Consider the following 16,131-nt stretch of genomic DNA (forward strand, 5'->3'; position numbering starts at 1 on the left):
GCCTCACCCGAATTCGAGACCTTCGAACTTCCCCGAGCTGCGCCACGCCGCCATGTGCGCCCAATAGGCCAGCGCGCCGCGCGGATCGCCGACGAAGACGCGCTCGCGGTCGCCCCAACCGGCACCTTCGTTGTTGTAGTAGCCGGGGGTGCATTCGGTGCTGCCCAGTGCGCGCGCCGGGCCGGTACCGAGGAATTCGAGCCAGGCCTGTTCGGCCTCTTCGGTCGGTTCCACGGTGTCGAGGCCCTGCGCTTCCATATGCGCCACGACCGCGGCGATGGTGTCGGCATGGTCGACGATATTGTGCGGCACGTTGGCGATGAAGTTGGCCGCCTGCGCCGGCTGCACCATGAAGGCGTTGGGGAAGCCGTGCATCTGGTTGCCGTGGAGCGTGCGCATGCCATCGCCCCAATGTTCAGACAGCGTCAGTCCATCCTTGCCGACCACGTCGAACCCTGAACGCGAGACATAATCGGTCCCGACTTCGAAACCCGAAGCGTAGACGATGCAGTCGACCTCATATTCGACGCCGTTCGCGACTACGCCCTTCTCGGTGATCCGTTCGACCCCCTGCCCGCCGGTGTCGACCAGCCGCGTGCCGGGTTCGTTGAAGGCCTGCAGGTACTCGTCGTGGAAGCACGGCCGCTTGCACAGCTGGCGGTACCAGGCCTTGAGGTTTTCCGCCGTGTCGGGATCGGCCACCACCTCTTCGGCGCGACGGCGGATCTGTTCCATCTTGGCGAAATCGGCATCCTCGAAGGCCGCCATCATCTTCTCGGGCGTCCATTCGGACGGCGGCACTTCGCGCAAATTCGCGCGCATCCGCTTGGCCAGATCGGTCCAGCCGTCGTTGACGAGGTCTTCGCTGGGGAAGCCGACACCGAGGTTGGCGGCGAAATTGTCCTGCCACTTGCGCTGCCAGCCCTCGCCCGCGACCTCGGCGAACCACTCATTATCGATCGGGGCATTGGCGCGCACGTCGACCGATGACGGGGTGCGCTGGAATACCAGCAGTTCCTTTGCGCCGCGCGCGAGGTGCGGCACACATTGCACCGCGGTCGCCCCGGTACCGATGACCGCCACGCGCTTGTCGCCCAGCCTGTCAAGCGGCGCGCCTTCGGGATTGCCGCCGGTATAGGCATAGTCCCAGCGGCTGGTGTGGAAGCTCTTGCCCTTGAATGTCTCGATACCCGGCAGGCCGGGCAGTTTAGCGACATGCAGCGGGCCGGTGCCCATGCCGATATATTTGGCGGTGAAGGCGTCGCCGCGATTGGTCCGCACGGTCCAAAGCTTGTCCGCTTGGTTCCATTCGAGGCCGGTCACCTCCGTATGGAACAGCGCCTTGTCATAGAGACCAAAGTGATGGCCGATACGCGAACAGTGATCGCGGATTTCGGGGGCATGCGCGTATTTCTCGCTCGGCATGTGCCCGGTTTCCTCGAGCAGCGGCATGTAGATCATGCTCGCCGTGTCGCATTGCGCACCGGGATAGCGGTTCCAGTACCAGGTCCCGCCGAAATCGCCGCCCTTCTCGATGATGCGCACATCGTCGACCCCGGCGGCCTTGAGCCGCGCACCCACGACTAGGCCCGCGAACCCGCCGCCGATAAAGGCGAAGGTCACGTGGTCGGTCAGCGGCGCGCGCTCGACAAACGGGGTGTAGGGATCGGTCGCGAGATCGGCGAACTCGGTTTCGAGCCGGATATATTGCGCAGAGCCGTCCTTGCGCAGGCGCTTGTCGCGCTCCTCGGCATATTTCCGCTTCAACGCTTCCTTGTCGAAAGCCAGTTCCGATACCGCTGTGGCCATCCACCCTCTCCCCGGTCGAGTCAGTCCGTTATTGCAACTGGTTCATCATGACCCCAGAGTGCGGCAACGACAAGTACAAGAGTCGCGCGCAGAGGGAGAGCTGCCATGGCCACGATAGTCGACCGTCCGGTCACCCCGATCGACCTGAGCGACAACGCGCTCTACACCGAGAACCGCTGGCATGCGCCCTTTGCCGAGCTGCGCCGGACCGCACCACTCAGCTATCGGGCCGAAAGCCCCTTCGGTCCCTATTGGTCGGCGGTCACCTACGACCTCATCCAGCAGATCGAGCTCGACCACGAGACTTGGTCGTCCTCGTGGGAACGCGGCAACATTACAATCGCCGACAACGTCAACGATCACGATTTTCCCAATTTCATCGCGCAGGATCCGCCGATCCACACCGCGCAGCGCAAGGTGATCGCGCCCGCCTTCTCGCCCAGCCAGATGAGCCAGCGCGAAGTGCAGGTGCGCGAACGCTGCGCCATGCTGCTCGACGCGCTGCCGCAGGGCGAAACCTTCGACTGGGTCGAACAGGTTTCGATCCCGATGACCATCGGCATGCTGCTGATCCTGTTCGACATGCCCTATGATGAATGGCGCGACGTAAAGCGCTGGTCCGACTGGGCCAGCGGGGTTTCAGCAGACAATCTCAATGAAGAGTATTTCACCGAATTCCTCACCCAGATGGGCCAGATGCTGGCACGCTTCGACCGCGAGCTGGAGGATCGCCGCGGCAAGCCGCCGAGCGACGACCTGCTGAGCCGCATGGTCCATTCCGAAGCGATGGGGAACATGAATGCGATGGAGCGCATCGCCAATATCGCGCTGCTGATCGTCGGCGGCAACGATACCACGCGCAATTCGATGAGCGGGCTGGTCGAAGCGCTGGACAGGTTCCCCGACCAACTCGACCTGCTCCACGCCGATGCCTCGCTGATCCCCAATGCCGCGCAGGAAATCATCCGCTGGCAATCGCCGGTCACCCATATGCGCCGCACCGCGACACGCGACACCGAGCTTGCCGGCCAGGCGATCCGCGAGGGCGAGAAGATGATCATGTGGTATATCTCGGCCAATCGCGACGAGAGCGTCTTTCCCGATGCCGATCGCTTCGACGTGGCGCGCGCCAATGCCCGCCGCCACCTGGCCTTCGGTCACGGCATCCACCGCTGCGTCGGCGCGCGGCTGGCAGAAATCCAGATCGCCACGGTGATCGAGGAAATCGTCGCCCGCAACTGGCGCATCGTCCCGCAGGGCGAACCGGTACGCCTGGCCAGCCCATTCCTGCACGGCTTCACCGAAATGCCGGTGCGGATCGAGGTGCGGGAATAGGCTACGATTGCAGCGATAAGCCGATCAAACTAGACATCCGACCAGCCAGCTTTCGACGGTCGAATATAATCCCATGGACACAGATAGCCTGCGCCTGTTCGTGCGTGCTGCCGAGAAGCTCAATATCAGCGGCGCGGGTCGCGAGCTGGGGCTGGCCCCTGCGGTAGCAAGCGCGCGTTTGGCGAAGCTCGAACGTGAGGTCGGGGCCGAGCTGCTCCATCGCTCGACGCGCAAGGTTTCCCTGTCGCTCGAAGGGGCCGAGTTCCTTCCTTTCGCACGCGAGATCCTGGCCCAGCGCAATGCGGCCATGGCCGCGCTCGGTCATGGACAGGCGGAACCGGTCGGTACGATCCGTTTCGCCGCGTCGAGTACCTTCGCCCAACTCTACCTGATGCCGCTGCTGCCCGAATTCCTGTCGCGCTACCCGGGGCTCAAGCTGGACCTGCGCCTCTCTGACGTCCCCTTCGACCTGCTCGAAGGCAGCTTCGACCTGGCGCTGCGCAGTGCCGCACTCGAAGACAGCAGCCTCAAGGCGCGCAAACTTGCGCAAACCGACGCCGTGCTGTGCGCCTCTCCCGACTACCTCGCGAAGAATGGTATACCCGAGACTCCGGCCGATCTCACGGGGCATGACCTGATCGCCTTCCAGTGCATGCAGGATCGACGCCTCGTTTCGGCCAGTGGGGAATATGCGGTCCTGCGCTACACCGAAGCGAACTGCCGGGTGGTGATCGACGATGGCGCAAACCAGCGGCGCGCAGTCGAGGCCGGGCTAGGCATTGCCATCAACGCCTACTGGAACGTCCATGCTTCCTTCGAACGGGGAACGCTCGTCCGCGTGCTGCCAGCATGGCGGATAGAGGACCGGCGTGCGCTGTGGCTGGTCTATCCTCGCTCCAATGTGCTAACCGCGAAGGTTCGGGTCCTGATCGACTTCCTGGTCGAGAAGTTGGGACACAATCCGCCCTGGGCGAACACGCCTCAATTATATTCAGAATCCGAATAGTTCTTCTAGTTTCTTCCCGCTTTTATCCGATCGAAGGAAGACTAGTTGAGGCGCCGACATTTTTGATCGGAGCCCCATCCATGACCGAACTATCCCCCCTCGTGCGGGTCGGCGATGCCATCGTCGCCACCGCTAAGTCCCGCCATACTGCAAAGGCCTATGATATCACCCGCCGTATCCCCGATGAGGACATCCAGGGGATCAAGGACCTGCTGCGCTTCAGCCCATCCAGCACCAATTCCCAGCCTTGGCACTTCGTCATCGTGGGCACCGAGGAAGGCAAGGCTCTGGTGGCCAAAGCAGCCGAGGACGCCTTCGCCTTCAACAAGCCAAAGATCACCGACGCTTCGCACATCGTGATCTTCGCCAGCCGGAACACGGTAGATGAGGATTACCTGCGTCACCTGCTCGATCGCGAAATCGCAGACGGCCGGTTCGTCGGCGACATCCCGACACTGAGCGCACAATTGCACGCGGGGCGCTCGATGTTTGTCAACATGCACAGGGATGCCGGTGACCTCGAGGCGTGGACCCAGGCCCAGACCTACCTCAACATGGGCCAGTTCATGCTCGGCGTCGCCGCGATGGGTATCGACGCCACCGCGATGGAGGGCGTCGACACCGATGTCCTCGACATCGAGTTCGGCCTGCGCGAGAAAGGCTTCCGCAGCCTCGTCGCGGTTTCGCTCGGCTATCGTTCGGAAGACGATTTCAACGCGAGGTTACCCAAGTCGCGTTTATTCGAGAGCGAAGTGTTCACCGAAGTCTGATCCTTACCCGAATCCAAGCAAGGCCCCGTCGAGCAATCGGCGGGGTTTTCGTATGTCTGCCATAGAGTTAGGAGAGTGGATGCCCCGTGAGGATTCGAACCTCAATTGACGGAGTCAGAGTCCGTAGTCTTACCATTAGACGACGGGGCAAGGGAGGCGCGCCAATAAATGGCGGTTTTCTGCGGGTCAAGGGCCAATCTCGGGATTCTCCATGCGACGCTCCATGCGACGATGCGTCGCACGGGCCCGTCGCACCGAAATCTCCCAATTATTAAGCTTGAAGGGGTTAGTCTCGAAAGTCTGTTGATCGCACATTATCCGACCAATTGGCTGCTTGACGGACTCAATTGGCACACGGCTCGACGCACAGCAGGTGAACCTGTTCACGATATGTGCTAACGCGACGCGTGTTTTCGCGACTTGCCTTTGACTCTATAGCTAAAGAAGGATTAGCTCCTGATTTCCAATTGGGGGCTAATAATTGCGACACGAGACAGAATTCGCGGTCCGGTATCTTACCGAAGATCCAGTCCCCATTCGGGACATCATTGCCAGCCTTCAAGGTGCCGACGCAGCTATTAGGGAGGCGGGGCGACTGCTTCCTCTCCTGGTCGACGGAATCAAGGTTGAAAAGGTTGACATCAAGGTTCGAGAGGTTGCTCAGGAGAGCCCACTTCGAGAACTATTCGTCGTTGCACTCTTTCTCGCATTCCAACCGGACCTGGAGGAAGAAGTGCCGCAATTGATAGCCAATGCTACCGGCATGGTGATCCCCGATCGCTTCGATACAGTGGTGACAGTGCTCGCTCTGATCGTCGTGTTCTATGGTGCCGGGGCCCTCAAAGACCTCGTGTTTGGCAAAGGAGCCGATGGAGCAGCAAAGGCCCAACTGGATGGCCTGATCAAGGAGCTGGCTCCCGAGGTCGGGAAGTCGGAGAAGCAAATAAGAGATATCCTGGAAAACCGCTACAGTGAGCGCACAGTCTGGAAGCGACTAGCTAATACCACATCGCGATTCTTCGCCCCCAGCAAGCAGCAAAACAGCGCACCGATGGAAATCAATGGGCGGCAGATTACTAGAGATACAGTTCAAGACATACCCGCAGAGTTTCTGGTTGATGATGCGGCTGACGAAAATCCGACTCGCTACTTCGCTAACGCAAGGATCGAACTACGCGCAGAAGACAAAGACCACACCGGGCGCGGATGGGCGGGGGTTGTCCCCGCAATCTCGGACCAACGGCTTCGAATGAAACTGATGGAGGACGTGTCCGCGGACGACCTATGGGGGCGAGATGCTGTCGTCGGCGATCTGACCGTTATTTACGAGAAAGTCGGAGCAGAAATAGTGCCCAAAGAAATCCACCTTCATAACGTCAAGGACAGCAGGTAGGCGCACAGTTCATCTGTCGGTAGTGGAGATGCTCATGACAAGAGGGGATCGAGGTTGGTTCTGGAGACTGATCGACGAAAAGTCCCAGCGCCCGGGCATAGCGTTGGACAGAAACGTGGGCCTCCAAAAGATCAGCGCAGAAGACGTTCGACCCATGACGGACGAGGCCATCGTGTTCGTGCTGGAAGAGTTGGCTCGGCACCCCGGCAGCAGGCCCCACCGTTACTCGCGAGGAATCTTGTTGGCTGAACAAGAGAGGCGAGCACGAAATCGGCGCTGCCATCAGGTCGTGCTGGGCTACGCAACGCTCATAGCTGCAGTAGGTTCGGTTGCGTTCGCTGCAATTACTTACGCTCAATTGGGGTAGGCGGCGCTGTCAACACAGGCCTGAAAAGGCGCCTTGGATTGATGCATTGGGCCAACTCTCCGTGCGACGATAGCCTGCAAAGCGCACCGAACTAGCACAAGTTCAAGTTCTTAAGTAATTGTTTTTAAAGAATTCCTCGAAGTCTTACCATTAGACGACGGGGCATCAGTATCTCGCGCGTGGCGCAGAATCGCGCTTACGTCCGGGAGAGGCCGCGCATCTAGTTTCGTGCAGGGGCAAGGTCAACCCCGTGCGCGCGCGGCGATTCGCCTGTCCCCTTGCCCAGTCCTCGCTTCGCCGCTAGCATCGGTACCAAGTCCCCGCGACGGTGGTTGGCGCGGGAGGAATAGAGAAAGCTCCTGAAATGGCGGATCAATCTCCGCCGGACGTTACGAAGGGGCCTGGGAACCGAAGGGGCGGCAAGTCCGGCAAGGTAGCCGATTTCCGCTACAAGCGCCCCTCCAGGCCCGAAGCAAAGCAGGGCGGTCAACGCGGGACGCGGCGCGAGCTAATCCCCGCGGGCACATCACAGCCCGGCGCGAACGGTCCGGAAATCCAGCATCGTCGACAGGCCTATGCCGCGCTCGATCTCGGCACCAATAACTGCCGCCTGCTGATCGCCCGCCCCTCGGGTGAGGACTTCACCGTCATTGATGCCTTCAGCCGCGTGGTGCGCCTGGGTGAGGGACTAGCCGCCAGCGGGCGCCTGTCCGACGAAGCGATGGATCGCACTGTCGCTGCGCTGCAGGTCTGCGCCGAGAAGCTGCGCCGCCGCAATGTGCGGCTGGCACGCTCGGTGGCGACCGAAGCCTGCCGCCGCGCGGCCAATGGCAACAAGTTCATCGAGCGGGTGCAACGCGAAACCGGGATCATGCTCAACATCATCTCCGCGCAGGAGGAAGCGCGGCTTGCGGTGCTCGGCTGCCACGTGCTGCTCGAAGACGGCCAGGGCCCGGCGATCATCTTCGACATCGGCGGCGGTTCGACCGAACTCGTGCTGGTCGAACCCGGCGACGGCGCGGTGCCGCGGATCATCGACTGGCTGAGCGTGCCCTGGGGCGTGGTTTCACTGACCGACACGGTCGAGGGATCGGACGACACCGAAGAGAGCCGCCGCGCACGCTACATGGCGATGCGCGATACCGTGTCGCGCAGCTTCGCCACTTTCGCCAAGCGGATCGCCGACCACGCCACCTCGCCCGAGCCGATCCGCCTGCTGGGCACTAGCGGCACGGTGACCACGCTCGCCAGCCTGCATCTCGAGCTGCCGCAATACGATCGACGCGCGGTGGACGGGCTGATCGTGCCGTCGCAATCGATGCGCGACATTTCGGAACGGCTCTCGCGCATGAGCGCGCCCGACCGGAGGCGACTGCCCTGCATCGGCGACGACCGGGCGAACCTGGTCATCGCCGGCTGCGCCATCCTCGAATCAATCCTCGACATCTGGCCCGCCGAACAGCTGGGGGTTGCCGACCGCGGGATCCGTGAAGGCATCCTGCGCAGCCTGATGGCCGCCGATGCCGAGGGAGAGCGCGGGCGCGCCGCGCTCCAGCGCATGCGCGAGCAGGACGTCTGATGAGCCGCTCGGGCAAGGATCGCGAGACGCGGGTCAAGACCGCGAAGAAGCGCACGGCGAGTTCGACGCGCTGGCTCCAGCGGCAGCTCAACGACCCCTATGTCAAGCAGGCCAAGGCCGAAGGCTATCGCAGCCGCGCGGCATATAAGCTGATCGAGCTCGACGAGAAGTTCGAGCTGCTCAAGGGTGTTACCCGCGTTGTCGATCTCGGCATCGCGCCGGGCGGGTGGAGCCAGGTGGTTCGCAAACTCAAGCCCAAGGCGCATATCGTGGGGATCGACCTGCTCGAGGTCGAGCCGATCGAAGGCGTCACCATTTTCCAGATGGACTTCATGGATGACGATGCGCCGCGCGTGCTGGAGGAGGCCCTTGGCGGCAAGGCCGAACTGGTGATGAGCGACATGGCCGCCAACACCGTCGGCCACAAGCAGACCGACCATTTGCGCACCATGGGGCTGGTCGAGGCCGGGGCCTGGTTCGCGATCGAGAACCTTGCGCCGGGCGGGACCTTCCTCGCCAAGGTACTCGCCGGGGGGACCGACAGCGATCTCCTCGCCCTGCTCAAGAAGCATTTTCGCACGGTAAAGCATGCCAAGCCGCCAGCCAGCCGCAAGGGCTCGAGCGAATGGTACGTCATCGCGCAGGGCTTCAAGGGCTAGGAAGCATACGCCCCAAACGAAAAAGCCCCGCCGAAGCGGGGCCTTTCCATGAATAGTGCTGGAATCGGCCTCAGTTTGCTGCCGGAGCTTCCTCTGCCGGTGCTTCGGCAGCAGCCTCGACTGCTTCGCCTTCCTCGGCGGCGGGCGCTTCTTCTTCGACAGCCGGAGCGGTCGGGGCCGGGTAATCCGGACCGCCGCCATTGGCCTTCATGTATGCCAAAAGGTTGGCACGATCTTCAGCCTTGGACAGGCCAGCGAAGCTCATCTTGGTGCCATCGGCAAAGCCGCGCGGGTTGGCGAGCCAGTGATCGAGGTTTTCCCAGCTCCAGTCGCCGCCATGGCCCGACAGCGCGGCGCTGTAGGCGAAGCCTGCTACGTGCTTGCCGATCGGCTGGCCGGCAACGCCGAACAGGTTCGGGCCGATTCCGTTGGCCCCGCCCTGGTTGATCGTGTGACAGGCCGAGCACTTGGCGAAGACCTTTTCGCCCGCAGCGGCATCGGCCGATGCCAGCAGCGTGCCGAGATCGGGGCCGGCTTCCGCGCCGCCTTCTTCGGCCGCGCCTTCGAGCGCATAGCCGGCTTCTTCGATATGCGGGTGCTTGTCAGCCTTGAAGTACATGCCCGAAACAATCGAGCTGCCGAGCGCGACGATGCCTGCGAAGAGGACCCAGCCTGCAGCGGTGTTGAAACGATCGTCCATTGCGTGATTGCCTGCCAGAAAAGGTGGTGATCCGAGGTTTGCGCGCCGCTCTAGTGAAGCAAGCGCGTGCGCGCAAGTCCGTGGTGCGTGATAGCGCTTGATGCCGGGGCCGGGTCCCCTTAGCACCCCCTTCCCATGCGCCAGTTTGCCAAACCTGCACTCGCCCTCGTGGATTCCATGCGAGCCGCCGCCGCCGAAGATCCGATGCGCGCGATCGCCTTTGGCGGTGCACCCGGTTCGAACTCGCACCAGGCGGCGATGCAGTTCGCTCCCGAGGCGTTGCCGCTGCCCTGCTTCAGTTTCGAAGACGCGCTGGACGCCGTGGCCACCGGTGCCGCCGGCTGCGCGATGATCCCAATCGAAAATTCGCAGCATGGGCGTGTGGCCGACATCCACTTCCTGCTGCCCGAAAGCGGGCTCTACATCGTTGCCGAACAATTCATGCGAATCACGCATGACCTGATGGCTCTGGGCGACGGGCCGTTCGAAGCGGCCTACAGCCACCCGCAAGCGCTGGGCCAGTCGCGCCACTTCCTTGCCGAACGCGGCATCGTGGGACTGGCCTATGCCGATACGGCCGGTGCGGCGGCCTTTGTCGCCGAGAGCGGCAATCCCTTCATCGCCGCCATCGCCCCGCGGCTCGCCGCGGACCTTTATGGCCTGAAGATCATCGAACAGGGGGTCGAAGACGCGCATGATAACACCACCCGGTTCGTGGCATTAGCCAAGGACCCGCTCGATCCCGCAACGATCACCGACGCGCAGGCAATGACCACCTTCATTTTCGAGGTGAAGAACATTCCCGCAGCGCTCTACAAGGCGCTGGGCTGCTTCGCGACGAACGGCGTGAACATGACCAAGCTCGAAAGCTACCAGAAGGGCGCGAGCTTCGCCGCAACCACCTTCTTCGCCGATATCGAAGGCGCTCCGGGCGATCCGCGCGTGGATGTCGCGCTGGAGGAACTGGCGTTCCAGACCAACGAAGTGCGCCTGCTCGGCAGCTACCGGCAAGCTCGCAAGCGCGGCTGACCGGGGCGGAGGGCCACCCCGGCCGCCTTCAGGTCAATTGCGCCAGACGAGCCGCTTGGCGAGGATTTCGCTGTCGACCGTGCGGTACTTCGCCCGGTCGCCCGACTCCGCCTGCATCTGAGCGATCGAGCGTTGCATATATTCGCGCATCTGCCTGTTGCGCGCCTCGAATTCGGCATCGCTTTCGAACTCGGCGAAGCGGGTGATCAACCACAGGTCGGATTCGTTCTTGCGGGGGTAGGTATTGGACCAGATTTCGTAGCTCTGGATCCAGCCTTGCTGCACGGCATAGTCCATGCGCTTGCGCCATTCGCCTGCCAGCCAGTTGGTATAGGCAAGCCCGCCGCCGTCTTCGAGCGAGACGCCGGTGATCTCGACCCATTCGGCACCCTTCAGCGGATATTCGTCCTGGGCGTGGGCCGGCAGTGGTGCGGCGAACGCGAGCGCGGTCGCGGCAAGCGCGATCCTGGTCAGTCGATTCATAGTGGTAACTCCTCTCCCACAGGTGGCACGACCCGTTTCGAGGCGTCAGGGCCTTTGCGGCCCGTTCATGAAGAAGTCCCCCAACGCTGTTTGCAAGCTGCCCCGCCCGCCGGGGAGAGTCAAATCTGCGAAGGTGGGATCAAGAGCTATTCGTCCCCGTAGATGGCAACCTGGTCCAGGCCTTCACTGGTCGCGCGACCGCGATACATGCCGGTAGTGTTGAAACTGAATAGCGGGAACCCGTCGCGAGTCACCACGATCACCCCGCCATCACCGCCAAGCCGTGCGACGTCACCCATTACGGCGTCGATCTCTTCCTGCGCCTTGTCGGCGTCGAGGACGAACTCCGCTGAATGGATATAGTCGACCGGGACACCGTCTGCATCGGTCGGAACCGTCGCTTGGAGGAGGTCGCGCTCAGCCAACAGGCGATATCGCAATCGCGTACAGATTTCGTGAGCCACGCCCACGCGAATGAAATACTCGCCCCAACCCGTTCCGGAAACCGCGCAAGAGTCGTTGTCGGCATAGGTACCGGCGCCGATCACCGGGGCGTCGCCAATGCGGCCCCAACGCTTGCCGGTCATGCCGCCGGTCGATGTCCCTGCGGCCAGGTTGCCATGCGTGTCGAGCGCGACCGCGCCGACTGTGCCGAACTTGATATCCACGTCGAGAGCGGACAGCTTTTCCGCCTTCATCCGCTCGAGCGCCTCGCGCCGGGCATCGGTATCGAACCATTCGGGCGGCATGAACTCGACGCCCTGTTCGTGAGCGAACTCTTCCGCCCCCTCACCAGCCAACATGACGTGCGGGCTGTCGATCATGACCTTGCGCGCCAGCATGATCGGGTGGCGCACTCCGGTGACCCCGGCGATCGCGCCCGCCGCGCGGTCGCGACCGTCCATGATTGCAGCATCGAGCTCGTGCGTACCGTCCCAGGTGAACACCGCCCCTCGGCCGGCATTGAATTTCTCATCATCTTCGAGCCGGGTGACCACGGCCTCGACCGCATCGAGGGCACTTCCTCCACCTGCCAGCACCGCCTTGCCCGCATCGAGCGCGGCCTGCAGCGAGGCGCGATAGGCAGCGTCGCGCTCGGGCGTCATGTCCGCCCGATCGAGCGTCCCGGCGCCGCCATGGATCGCGATCGACCAGCGGCCCTCGTCTTCCTGGGCCATGGCCGGCATTCCCGCTATTGCTGCACAGGCCGCGACCATGGCGGCGACGGACTCAAGAATTCTCTTCATGCGGTCAGCGATAGCATGGCCGCGCCCACGCTCAATGGGCCGTGCTTTCCTTGTCCGCATCGATAATCTAGCTGTGGGCCCACGATGCAATTACGCCCCGCCCAGCCCGCCGATGCTCCCACGCTTGCCGAATTCGGCCGGGCGAGCTTTGCCGCCGCCTTCGGTCACCTCTACCGGCCCGCAGATCTCGCCGCCTTCGAGGCGGAAACCTACGCGGTCGAAACAGTGGCCGCGGAAATCGCGGGCTCCGAATACAGCCATATGCTGGCGGAGAGTGATGGACGACTTGCCGGCTATTGCAAGATGCGCGTGCCGAGCAAGCTGGCGGTGCACTCGGCGGCCAGCAACCCGATCGAACTGGTCCAGCTCTATGCCGATCCTGCGCGAACCGGTCAGGGGATTGGCGCGGCGCTGATGGACTGGGCCCTCGGCCTGGCGCACGACGGCGGACACGATGCGATCCTGCTTTCGGTGTGGAGCGGCAACACGGGCGCGCAGCGGTTCTACGCACGCTACGACTTCACCAAGATAGCCGACATCCATTTCAGGGTGGGCGAGCAGCTCGACGAGGAGTACCTGTTCGAAAAACGCATGTAGGGAGGGAAGACATGGCGACATTCGGTTTCGCGAGCACGGCCGACGAAGTGCTCAAGGGCAAGGACCTGTCGGGCAAGACGGTGCTGGTCACCGGCGGCTATTCGGGTCTTGGCATGGAAACCGCGCGGGCGATGGCGGCGAAGGGTGCGCATATCATCCTATCGGGCCGCGATGCGGGCAAGCTGGTTGAAGCCGGCACCGAAATCGCCGAGGCCGCCGGTGCCAACGTCGACACGCTGGTCTGCGACCTCGCCTCGCTCGACAGCGTGCGCGCGGCAGCGAAGGAGGCCAATGAGCGCTTCGCCAAGATCGATATCCTGATCAACAACGCGGGCGTCATGGCGCCGCCCTTGGGCCGGACCAAGGACGGCTTCGAGACGCAGTTCGGGACCAACCACCTGGGCCATTTCCTGCTTACCAATCTGCTCATGCCGCTGCTCGAGAAGGGCGACCACCCGCGGATCGTCAACCTTTCGAGCCGGGGGCATCACTTCGATCAGGTGCACTTCGACGACCCGAACTACGAGAAGCGCGAATACGAGAAATGGACCGGCTACGGGCAGTCAAAGACCGCCAATATCCAGTTCACCGTAGGGCTGGAACATCGCATGGCCGACAAGGGCATCCATGCCTACGCCGTCCACCCGGGCGGCATCCAGACCAATCTCGGGCGGCATATGACCGAAGAGGATGTGGCCTGGATGATGGAACGCATCCGCAAGAATGCCGAACAGGCCGGAACCAGCGGCGTCGGTGCCGCCGCGCCGGGGTTCAAGACCGTTCCACAAGGCGCCGCGACGAGCTGCTGGGCAGCAACTGCGGAGGAACTGGAAGGTGCCGGCGGGGTCTATTGCGAGGATTGTCACGTCGCCAACCAGGACGACGAGAACCCCATCGGCGGGGTGCGCAGCTACGCCATCGATCCGGAGAATGCGGAGAAGTTGTGGGCCTTGTCCGAACGGCTTGTCGGCGAGACCTTCGCCTATTGAACCAGGGTCGCGACGAAGCCATCTGAAAGCCAGCGAGCCAGCATGGCGCCGGCTTCCGCGGCCCCTTCGTCCTCACCCAGCTGGGCCACTACGATCGCGCAGGCTTCGCCGAAGCTGGCACCGCCCAGCATAGCCGCCAACGCATCGCCTTCCCACTTGGCGCGCTGGACGAACACGGGGCGTTCGCCTTCGCGCCAGACGATCACTGCCTGTCTTTGGTCGAGCACGACCGTTTCGACCGGTTCTTGGTCGGGCGCGAGCGCCGACCAGAGCTGCACCAGGTCATATCCGGTTTCGAGCACCGCCATGCCGGGCAGGAAGCCCAGTCGCATGGCAGCCCAGTCCTCTTCGGTGAAACCCGACGATTGCTTCGCAAAGGCATCCAGTGCCAGCGGTGCGGCGTCGGCTGCGGTAAAGACCTGCCCCATCGCCCATTCGAGGGCGGCCAGCTCGCCCACGTCTGGATCGTTCGCAAACAGATCGGCGCAGGTTTCGGCAAAGCCGGCACCCGCAAGGTCCAGCGTCCAGCTTGTTGGCGGATGGGTTATGCAATGATGCGCTGCGGCCTGGCGAAAGGGCTCTTCCCCAACCAGCCGTTCGGTCCGTTCATAGGTCGCGCGCAACGCCTCGACCAAGGCGGAGCGATAGTTGTTGCGATAGATTTCAAGGCCTGCCTCATGGCGAGCCCCCCAACCTTCGGGAAGCGCCGCGTCCTCGTCGAGGATGGCGGTCAGGAAAGCCTCCTGCCGGGCGAGCAGCGCCGTCATGCCGCCACCTGCGCCGTTTCGGCCGAGGCGATCCTGCGCGCAATCGCAAGCTCGTCGAGCAGTTCGGGCAGCGGCGGGATATGCCCATCGCGTTCGATCATGGTCGCTACCGGACCAAGCCGGGCAATGGCCGCCGCATAAAGTTCCCACACGCCTTCGCAGACCTCGCGATCGTGTGTGTCGACGATGATCTCTCCCGGTTGGTGCCCTGCGAGGTGGATCTGGCGAACGCGGTCGGCGGGGATTCCGGCCAGATACTCGTTCGCATCGAATTGGTGGTTGTGCGCGCTCACATAGACGTTGTTCACGTCGAGCAGCAGGTAGCACCCGGTCCGCAGCGCCATCTCGCTGAGGAATTCCCATTCGCTCATCTCGTCTTCGGGGAAGGACAGATAGCTTGAGGGGTTTTCGAACAGCATTGCGCGGCCCAGAGCGGTCTGAGCGCGGTCGATATTGCTGCAAACGACATCCAGCGCCGCGCGCGTCAGCGGCAGCGGCAGCAGGTCGTGACTGTTGTGGGCGCTGGTCCGTGTCCAGCAAAGATGGTCGGAAACCCAGAGCGGATCGATCCGGTCGGCCAGTCCCTTGAGGCGTAGCAGGTAATCGTCGCTGATGCCCTGCGCCGAACCGATCGACATGGACACGCCATGGATGATCACCGGATGCTTGGCGCGGACTTCTTCAAGCAAGCGTAGCGGCTTGCCACCGTCCACCATGTAATTTTCGGAGATGACCTCGACGAAATCGACTGGGACATCGCCATCGAGGAAGTCGCTGTAATGCGTCTGTCGAAGACCGAGACCGAAGCCGTGAAACGGGGCGATCGCGTTCATCGATGTATTCCTTTGAAGAAGGTGGCGACCCGGCGCGGGTTGGGAGGGATGGGGTCGGTCCCCGCGCCGGGCCGCCGGTTCGAGCGACCCTAAAGGCTCGAACGGGGCTCTTTTTAGCCGAGGTCGCCGATGGTGCCGCTCTTTGCCAAGCAGTCACCAGCCTTCAGCGCCTTGAAACCATGGCCCTTGCATTCGTTCTGACCCTTGCACTGATGTTCGGCAGTGGCGCAGTCACCGGTGCCCTTGCAGCTGTTGACGCCATAGCAATGCACGGTGTCGTTCGCGTCGATGGCGCGGCCATTGCTGCCGGCGGGAGCGTCGGCGGCGAACGCGCTCATCGAGCTGAGGGCGAAGAGCGCTGCAGCAGCGACGACAGCAGGCTTGGCAGTGGTGGTCATGACATCAAGTCCCTTGTGACGATTGAGAATAGGTTTGTGCGAGGGTGCACATGGCCAGTTTCGTTACGGCACAGGCGGCGGTTACAGGGGGCTAATTTTTCCTTCGCTGTAACTCTGCAACTCCCTCGCCCGAATGCCGAATTGTTCTGCCCGCAAGGGAAGGACGCCCC

Annotated in this window: 16 protein-coding genes and 1 tRNA gene; 9 read left to right on the top strand and 8 right to left on the bottom strand. The window is 62.8% G+C overall.

Going from position 1 to position 16,131, the window contains the following annotated elements:
- Positions 1-3: 3 nt before the first annotated feature.
- Positions 4-1,809: a flavin-containing monooxygenase gene (locus tag HQR01_RS03640; RefSeq protein WP_173212657.1), complete on the bottom strand. Its 1,806-nt coding sequence runs from the start codon at positions 1,807-1,809 to the stop codon at positions 4-6.
- A gap of 105 nt (positions 1,810-1,914) precedes the next feature.
- On the opposite strand from HQR01_RS03640, the gene HQR01_RS03645 reads away from it, so the two are divergent.
- The 3 genes from HQR01_RS03645 to nfsB all read left to right on the top strand — a co-directional run bounded on the left by HQR01_RS03645 (position 1,915) and on the right by nfsB (position 4,920).
- Positions 1,915-3,144, top strand: a complete 1,230-nt coding sequence (locus HQR01_RS03645) for a cytochrome P450 (protein ID WP_173212659.1) — start codon at positions 1,915-1,917, stop codon at positions 3,142-3,144.
- Positions 3,145-3,217: 73 nt separating this feature from the next.
- Complete coding sequence (locus HQR01_RS03650) at positions 3,218-4,150, top strand: LysR family transcriptional regulator (RefSeq protein WP_173212660.1); 933 nt, start codon at positions 3,218-3,220, stop codon at positions 4,148-4,150.
- 80 nt (positions 4,151-4,230) lie between these two features.
- The gene (nfsB, locus tag HQR01_RS03655; protein ID WP_173212662.1) at positions 4,231-4,920 is read left to right on the top strand and encodes an oxygen-insensitive NAD(P)H nitroreductase; all 690 of its coding nucleotides are present in this window, start codon (positions 4,231-4,233) and stop codon (positions 4,918-4,920) included.
- A 76-nt stretch (positions 4,921-4,996) separates the two neighbouring features.
- On the opposite strand, the gene HQR01_RS03660 is transcribed toward nfsB, so the two are convergent.
- Positions 4,997-5,070: transfer RNA gene (locus tag HQR01_RS03660), tRNA-Gln, on the bottom strand.
- 331 nt (positions 5,071-5,401) lie between these two features.
- Between HQR01_RS03660 and HQR01_RS03665 the strand changes: the two genes are divergently transcribed.
- From HQR01_RS03665 to HQR01_RS03675, 3 genes are all read left to right on the top strand, one after another.
- Entirely contained in the window at positions 5,402-6,313 is a 912-nt protein-coding gene (locus HQR01_RS03665) for a hypothetical protein (protein ID WP_173212664.1), read from the top strand.
- Positions 6,314-7,044: 731 nt separating this feature from the next.
- Entirely contained in the window at positions 7,045-8,259 is a 1,215-nt protein-coding gene (locus HQR01_RS03670; protein WP_173212667.1) for a Ppx/GppA phosphatase family protein, read from the top strand.
- Positions 8,259-8,918 (top strand): RlmE family RNA methyltransferase, encoded by a 660-nt coding sequence (locus tag HQR01_RS03675; RefSeq protein WP_173212669.1) that lies wholly within the window; start codon positions 8,259-8,261, stop codon positions 8,916-8,918. The genes HQR01_RS03670 and HQR01_RS03675 overlap by 1 nt, the downstream gene beginning before the upstream one ends.
- 70 nt (positions 8,919-8,988) lie before the next feature.
- Here the strand turns inward: HQR01_RS03675 and HQR01_RS03680 are convergent, their stop codons facing one another.
- Positions 8,989-9,618 carry a c-type cytochrome gene (locus tag HQR01_RS03680; RefSeq protein WP_173212671.1) on the bottom strand — a complete coding sequence of 210 codons (630 nt, stop codon included), beginning with the start codon at positions 9,616-9,618 and terminating at the stop codon, positions 8,989-8,991.
- A 135-nt stretch (positions 9,619-9,753) separates the two neighbouring features.
- On the opposite strand from HQR01_RS03680, the gene HQR01_RS03685 reads away from it, so the two are divergent.
- The gene (locus HQR01_RS03685) at positions 9,754-10,647 is read left to right on the top strand and encodes a prephenate dehydratase (protein WP_173212673.1); all 894 of its coding nucleotides are present in this window, start codon (positions 9,754-9,756) and stop codon (positions 10,645-10,647) included.
- Between the two features lie 33 nt (positions 10,648-10,680).
- Here HQR01_RS03685 and HQR01_RS03690 read toward each other — a convergent pair whose 3' ends face one another.
- Positions 10,681-11,130 (bottom strand): hypothetical protein, encoded by a 450-nt coding sequence (locus HQR01_RS03690; protein WP_173212675.1) that lies wholly within the window; start codon positions 11,128-11,130, stop codon positions 10,681-10,683.
- 146 nt (positions 11,131-11,276) lie between these two features.
- Complete coding sequence (locus HQR01_RS03695) at positions 11,277-12,377, bottom strand: isoaspartyl peptidase/L-asparaginase family protein (protein ID WP_173212677.1); 1,101 nt, start codon at positions 12,375-12,377, stop codon at positions 11,277-11,279.
- A gap of 84 nt (positions 12,378-12,461) precedes the next feature.
- Between HQR01_RS03695 and HQR01_RS03700 the strand changes: the two genes are divergently transcribed.
- Positions 12,462-12,974 carry a GNAT family N-acetyltransferase gene (locus HQR01_RS03700; RefSeq protein ID WP_173212678.1) on the top strand — a complete coding sequence of 171 codons (513 nt, stop codon included), beginning with the start codon at positions 12,462-12,464 and terminating at the stop codon, positions 12,972-12,974.
- An 11-nt stretch (positions 12,975-12,985) separates the two neighbouring features.
- Positions 12,986-13,963: an SDR family NAD(P)-dependent oxidoreductase gene (locus HQR01_RS03705; RefSeq protein ID WP_173212679.1), complete on the top strand. Its 978-nt coding sequence runs from the start codon at positions 12,986-12,988 to the stop codon at positions 13,961-13,963.
- Here the strand turns inward: HQR01_RS03705 and HQR01_RS03710 are convergent.
- From HQR01_RS03710 to bufA2, 3 genes are all read right to left on the bottom strand, one after another.
- A complete protein-coding gene (locus HQR01_RS03710) occupies positions 13,957-14,730 on the bottom strand; it encodes an HvfC/BufC N-terminal domain-containing protein (protein ID WP_173212680.1) in 774 nt (257 codons plus the stop codon). The genes HQR01_RS03705 and HQR01_RS03710 overlap by 7 nt on opposite strands.
- Complete coding sequence (gene bufB / locus HQR01_RS03715; protein ID WP_173212681.1) at positions 14,727-15,563, bottom strand: MNIO family bufferin maturase; 837 nt, start codon at positions 15,561-15,563, stop codon at positions 14,727-14,729. Before bufB ends, HQR01_RS03710 begins: the two co-directional genes overlap by 4 nt.
- A 113-nt stretch (positions 15,564-15,676) precedes the next feature.
- Complete coding sequence (gene bufA2 / locus HQR01_RS03720) at positions 15,677-15,961, bottom strand: BufA2 family periplasmic bufferin-type metallophore (RefSeq protein WP_173212682.1); 285 nt, start codon at positions 15,959-15,961, stop codon at positions 15,677-15,679.
- Positions 15,962-16,131: the final 170 nt, after the last annotated feature.

The sequence above is a fragment of the Erythrobacter mangrovi genome (genome assembly GCF_013260645.1).
Lineage (GTDB): Bacteria > Pseudomonadota > Alphaproteobacteria > Sphingomonadales > Sphingomonadaceae > Qipengyuania > Qipengyuania mangrovi.

What these genes read in the sequence shown, in the direction of transcription:
- HQR01_RS03640 (WP_173212657.1), bottom strand. Translation starts at nt 1,809, where the DNA reads ATGGCCACAGCGGTATCGGAACTGGCTTTCGACAAGGAAGCGTTGAAG.
- HQR01_RS03645 (WP_173212659.1), top strand. Translation starts at nt 1,915, where the DNA reads ATGGCCACGATAGTCGACCGTCCGGTCACCCCGATCGACCTGAGCGAC.
- HQR01_RS03650 (WP_173212660.1), top strand. Translation starts at nt 3,218, where the DNA reads ATGGACACAGATAGCCTGCGCCTGTTCGTGCGTGCTGCCGAGAAGCTC.
- nfsB (WP_173212662.1), top strand. Translation starts at nt 4,231, where the DNA reads ATGACCGAACTATCCCCCCTCGTGCGGGTCGGCGATGCCATCGTCGCC.
- HQR01_RS03670 (WP_173212667.1), top strand. Translation starts at nt 7,045, where the DNA reads ATGGCGGATCAATCTCCGCCGGACGTTACGAAGGGGCCTGGGAACCGA.
- HQR01_RS03675 (WP_173212669.1), top strand. Translation starts at nt 8,259, where the DNA reads ATGAGCCGCTCGGGCAAGGATCGCGAGACGCGGGTCAAGACCGCGAAG.
- HQR01_RS03680 (WP_173212671.1), bottom strand. Translation starts at nt 9,618, where the DNA reads ATGGACGATCGTTTCAACACCGCTGCAGGCTGGGTCCTCTTCGCAGGC.
- HQR01_RS03685 (WP_173212673.1), top strand. Translation starts at nt 9,754, where the DNA reads ATGCGCCAGTTTGCCAAACCTGCACTCGCCCTCGTGGATTCCATGCGA.
- HQR01_RS03690 (WP_173212675.1), bottom strand. Translation starts at nt 11,130, where the DNA reads ATGAATCGACTGACCAGGATCGCGCTTGCCGCGACCGCGCTCGCGTTC.
- HQR01_RS03695 (WP_173212677.1), bottom strand. Translation starts at nt 12,377, where the DNA reads ATGAAGAGAATTCTTGAGTCCGTCGCCGCCATGGTCGCGGCCTGTGCA.
- HQR01_RS03700 (WP_173212678.1), top strand. Translation starts at nt 12,462, where the DNA reads ATGCAATTACGCCCCGCCCAGCCCGCCGATGCTCCCACGCTTGCCGAA.
- HQR01_RS03705 (WP_173212679.1), top strand. Translation starts at nt 12,986, where the DNA reads ATGGCGACATTCGGTTTCGCGAGCACGGCCGACGAAGTGCTCAAGGGC.
- HQR01_RS03710 (WP_173212680.1), bottom strand. Translation starts at nt 14,730, where the DNA reads ATGACGGCGCTGCTCGCCCGGCAGGAGGCTTTCCTGACCGCCATCCTC.
- bufB (WP_173212681.1), bottom strand. Translation starts at nt 15,563, where the DNA reads ATGAACGCGATCGCCCCGTTTCACGGCTTCGGTCTCGGTCTTCGACAG.
- bufA2 (WP_173212682.1), bottom strand. Translation starts at nt 15,961, where the DNA reads ATGACCACCACTGCCAAGCCTGCTGTCGTCGCTGCTGCAGCGCTCTTC.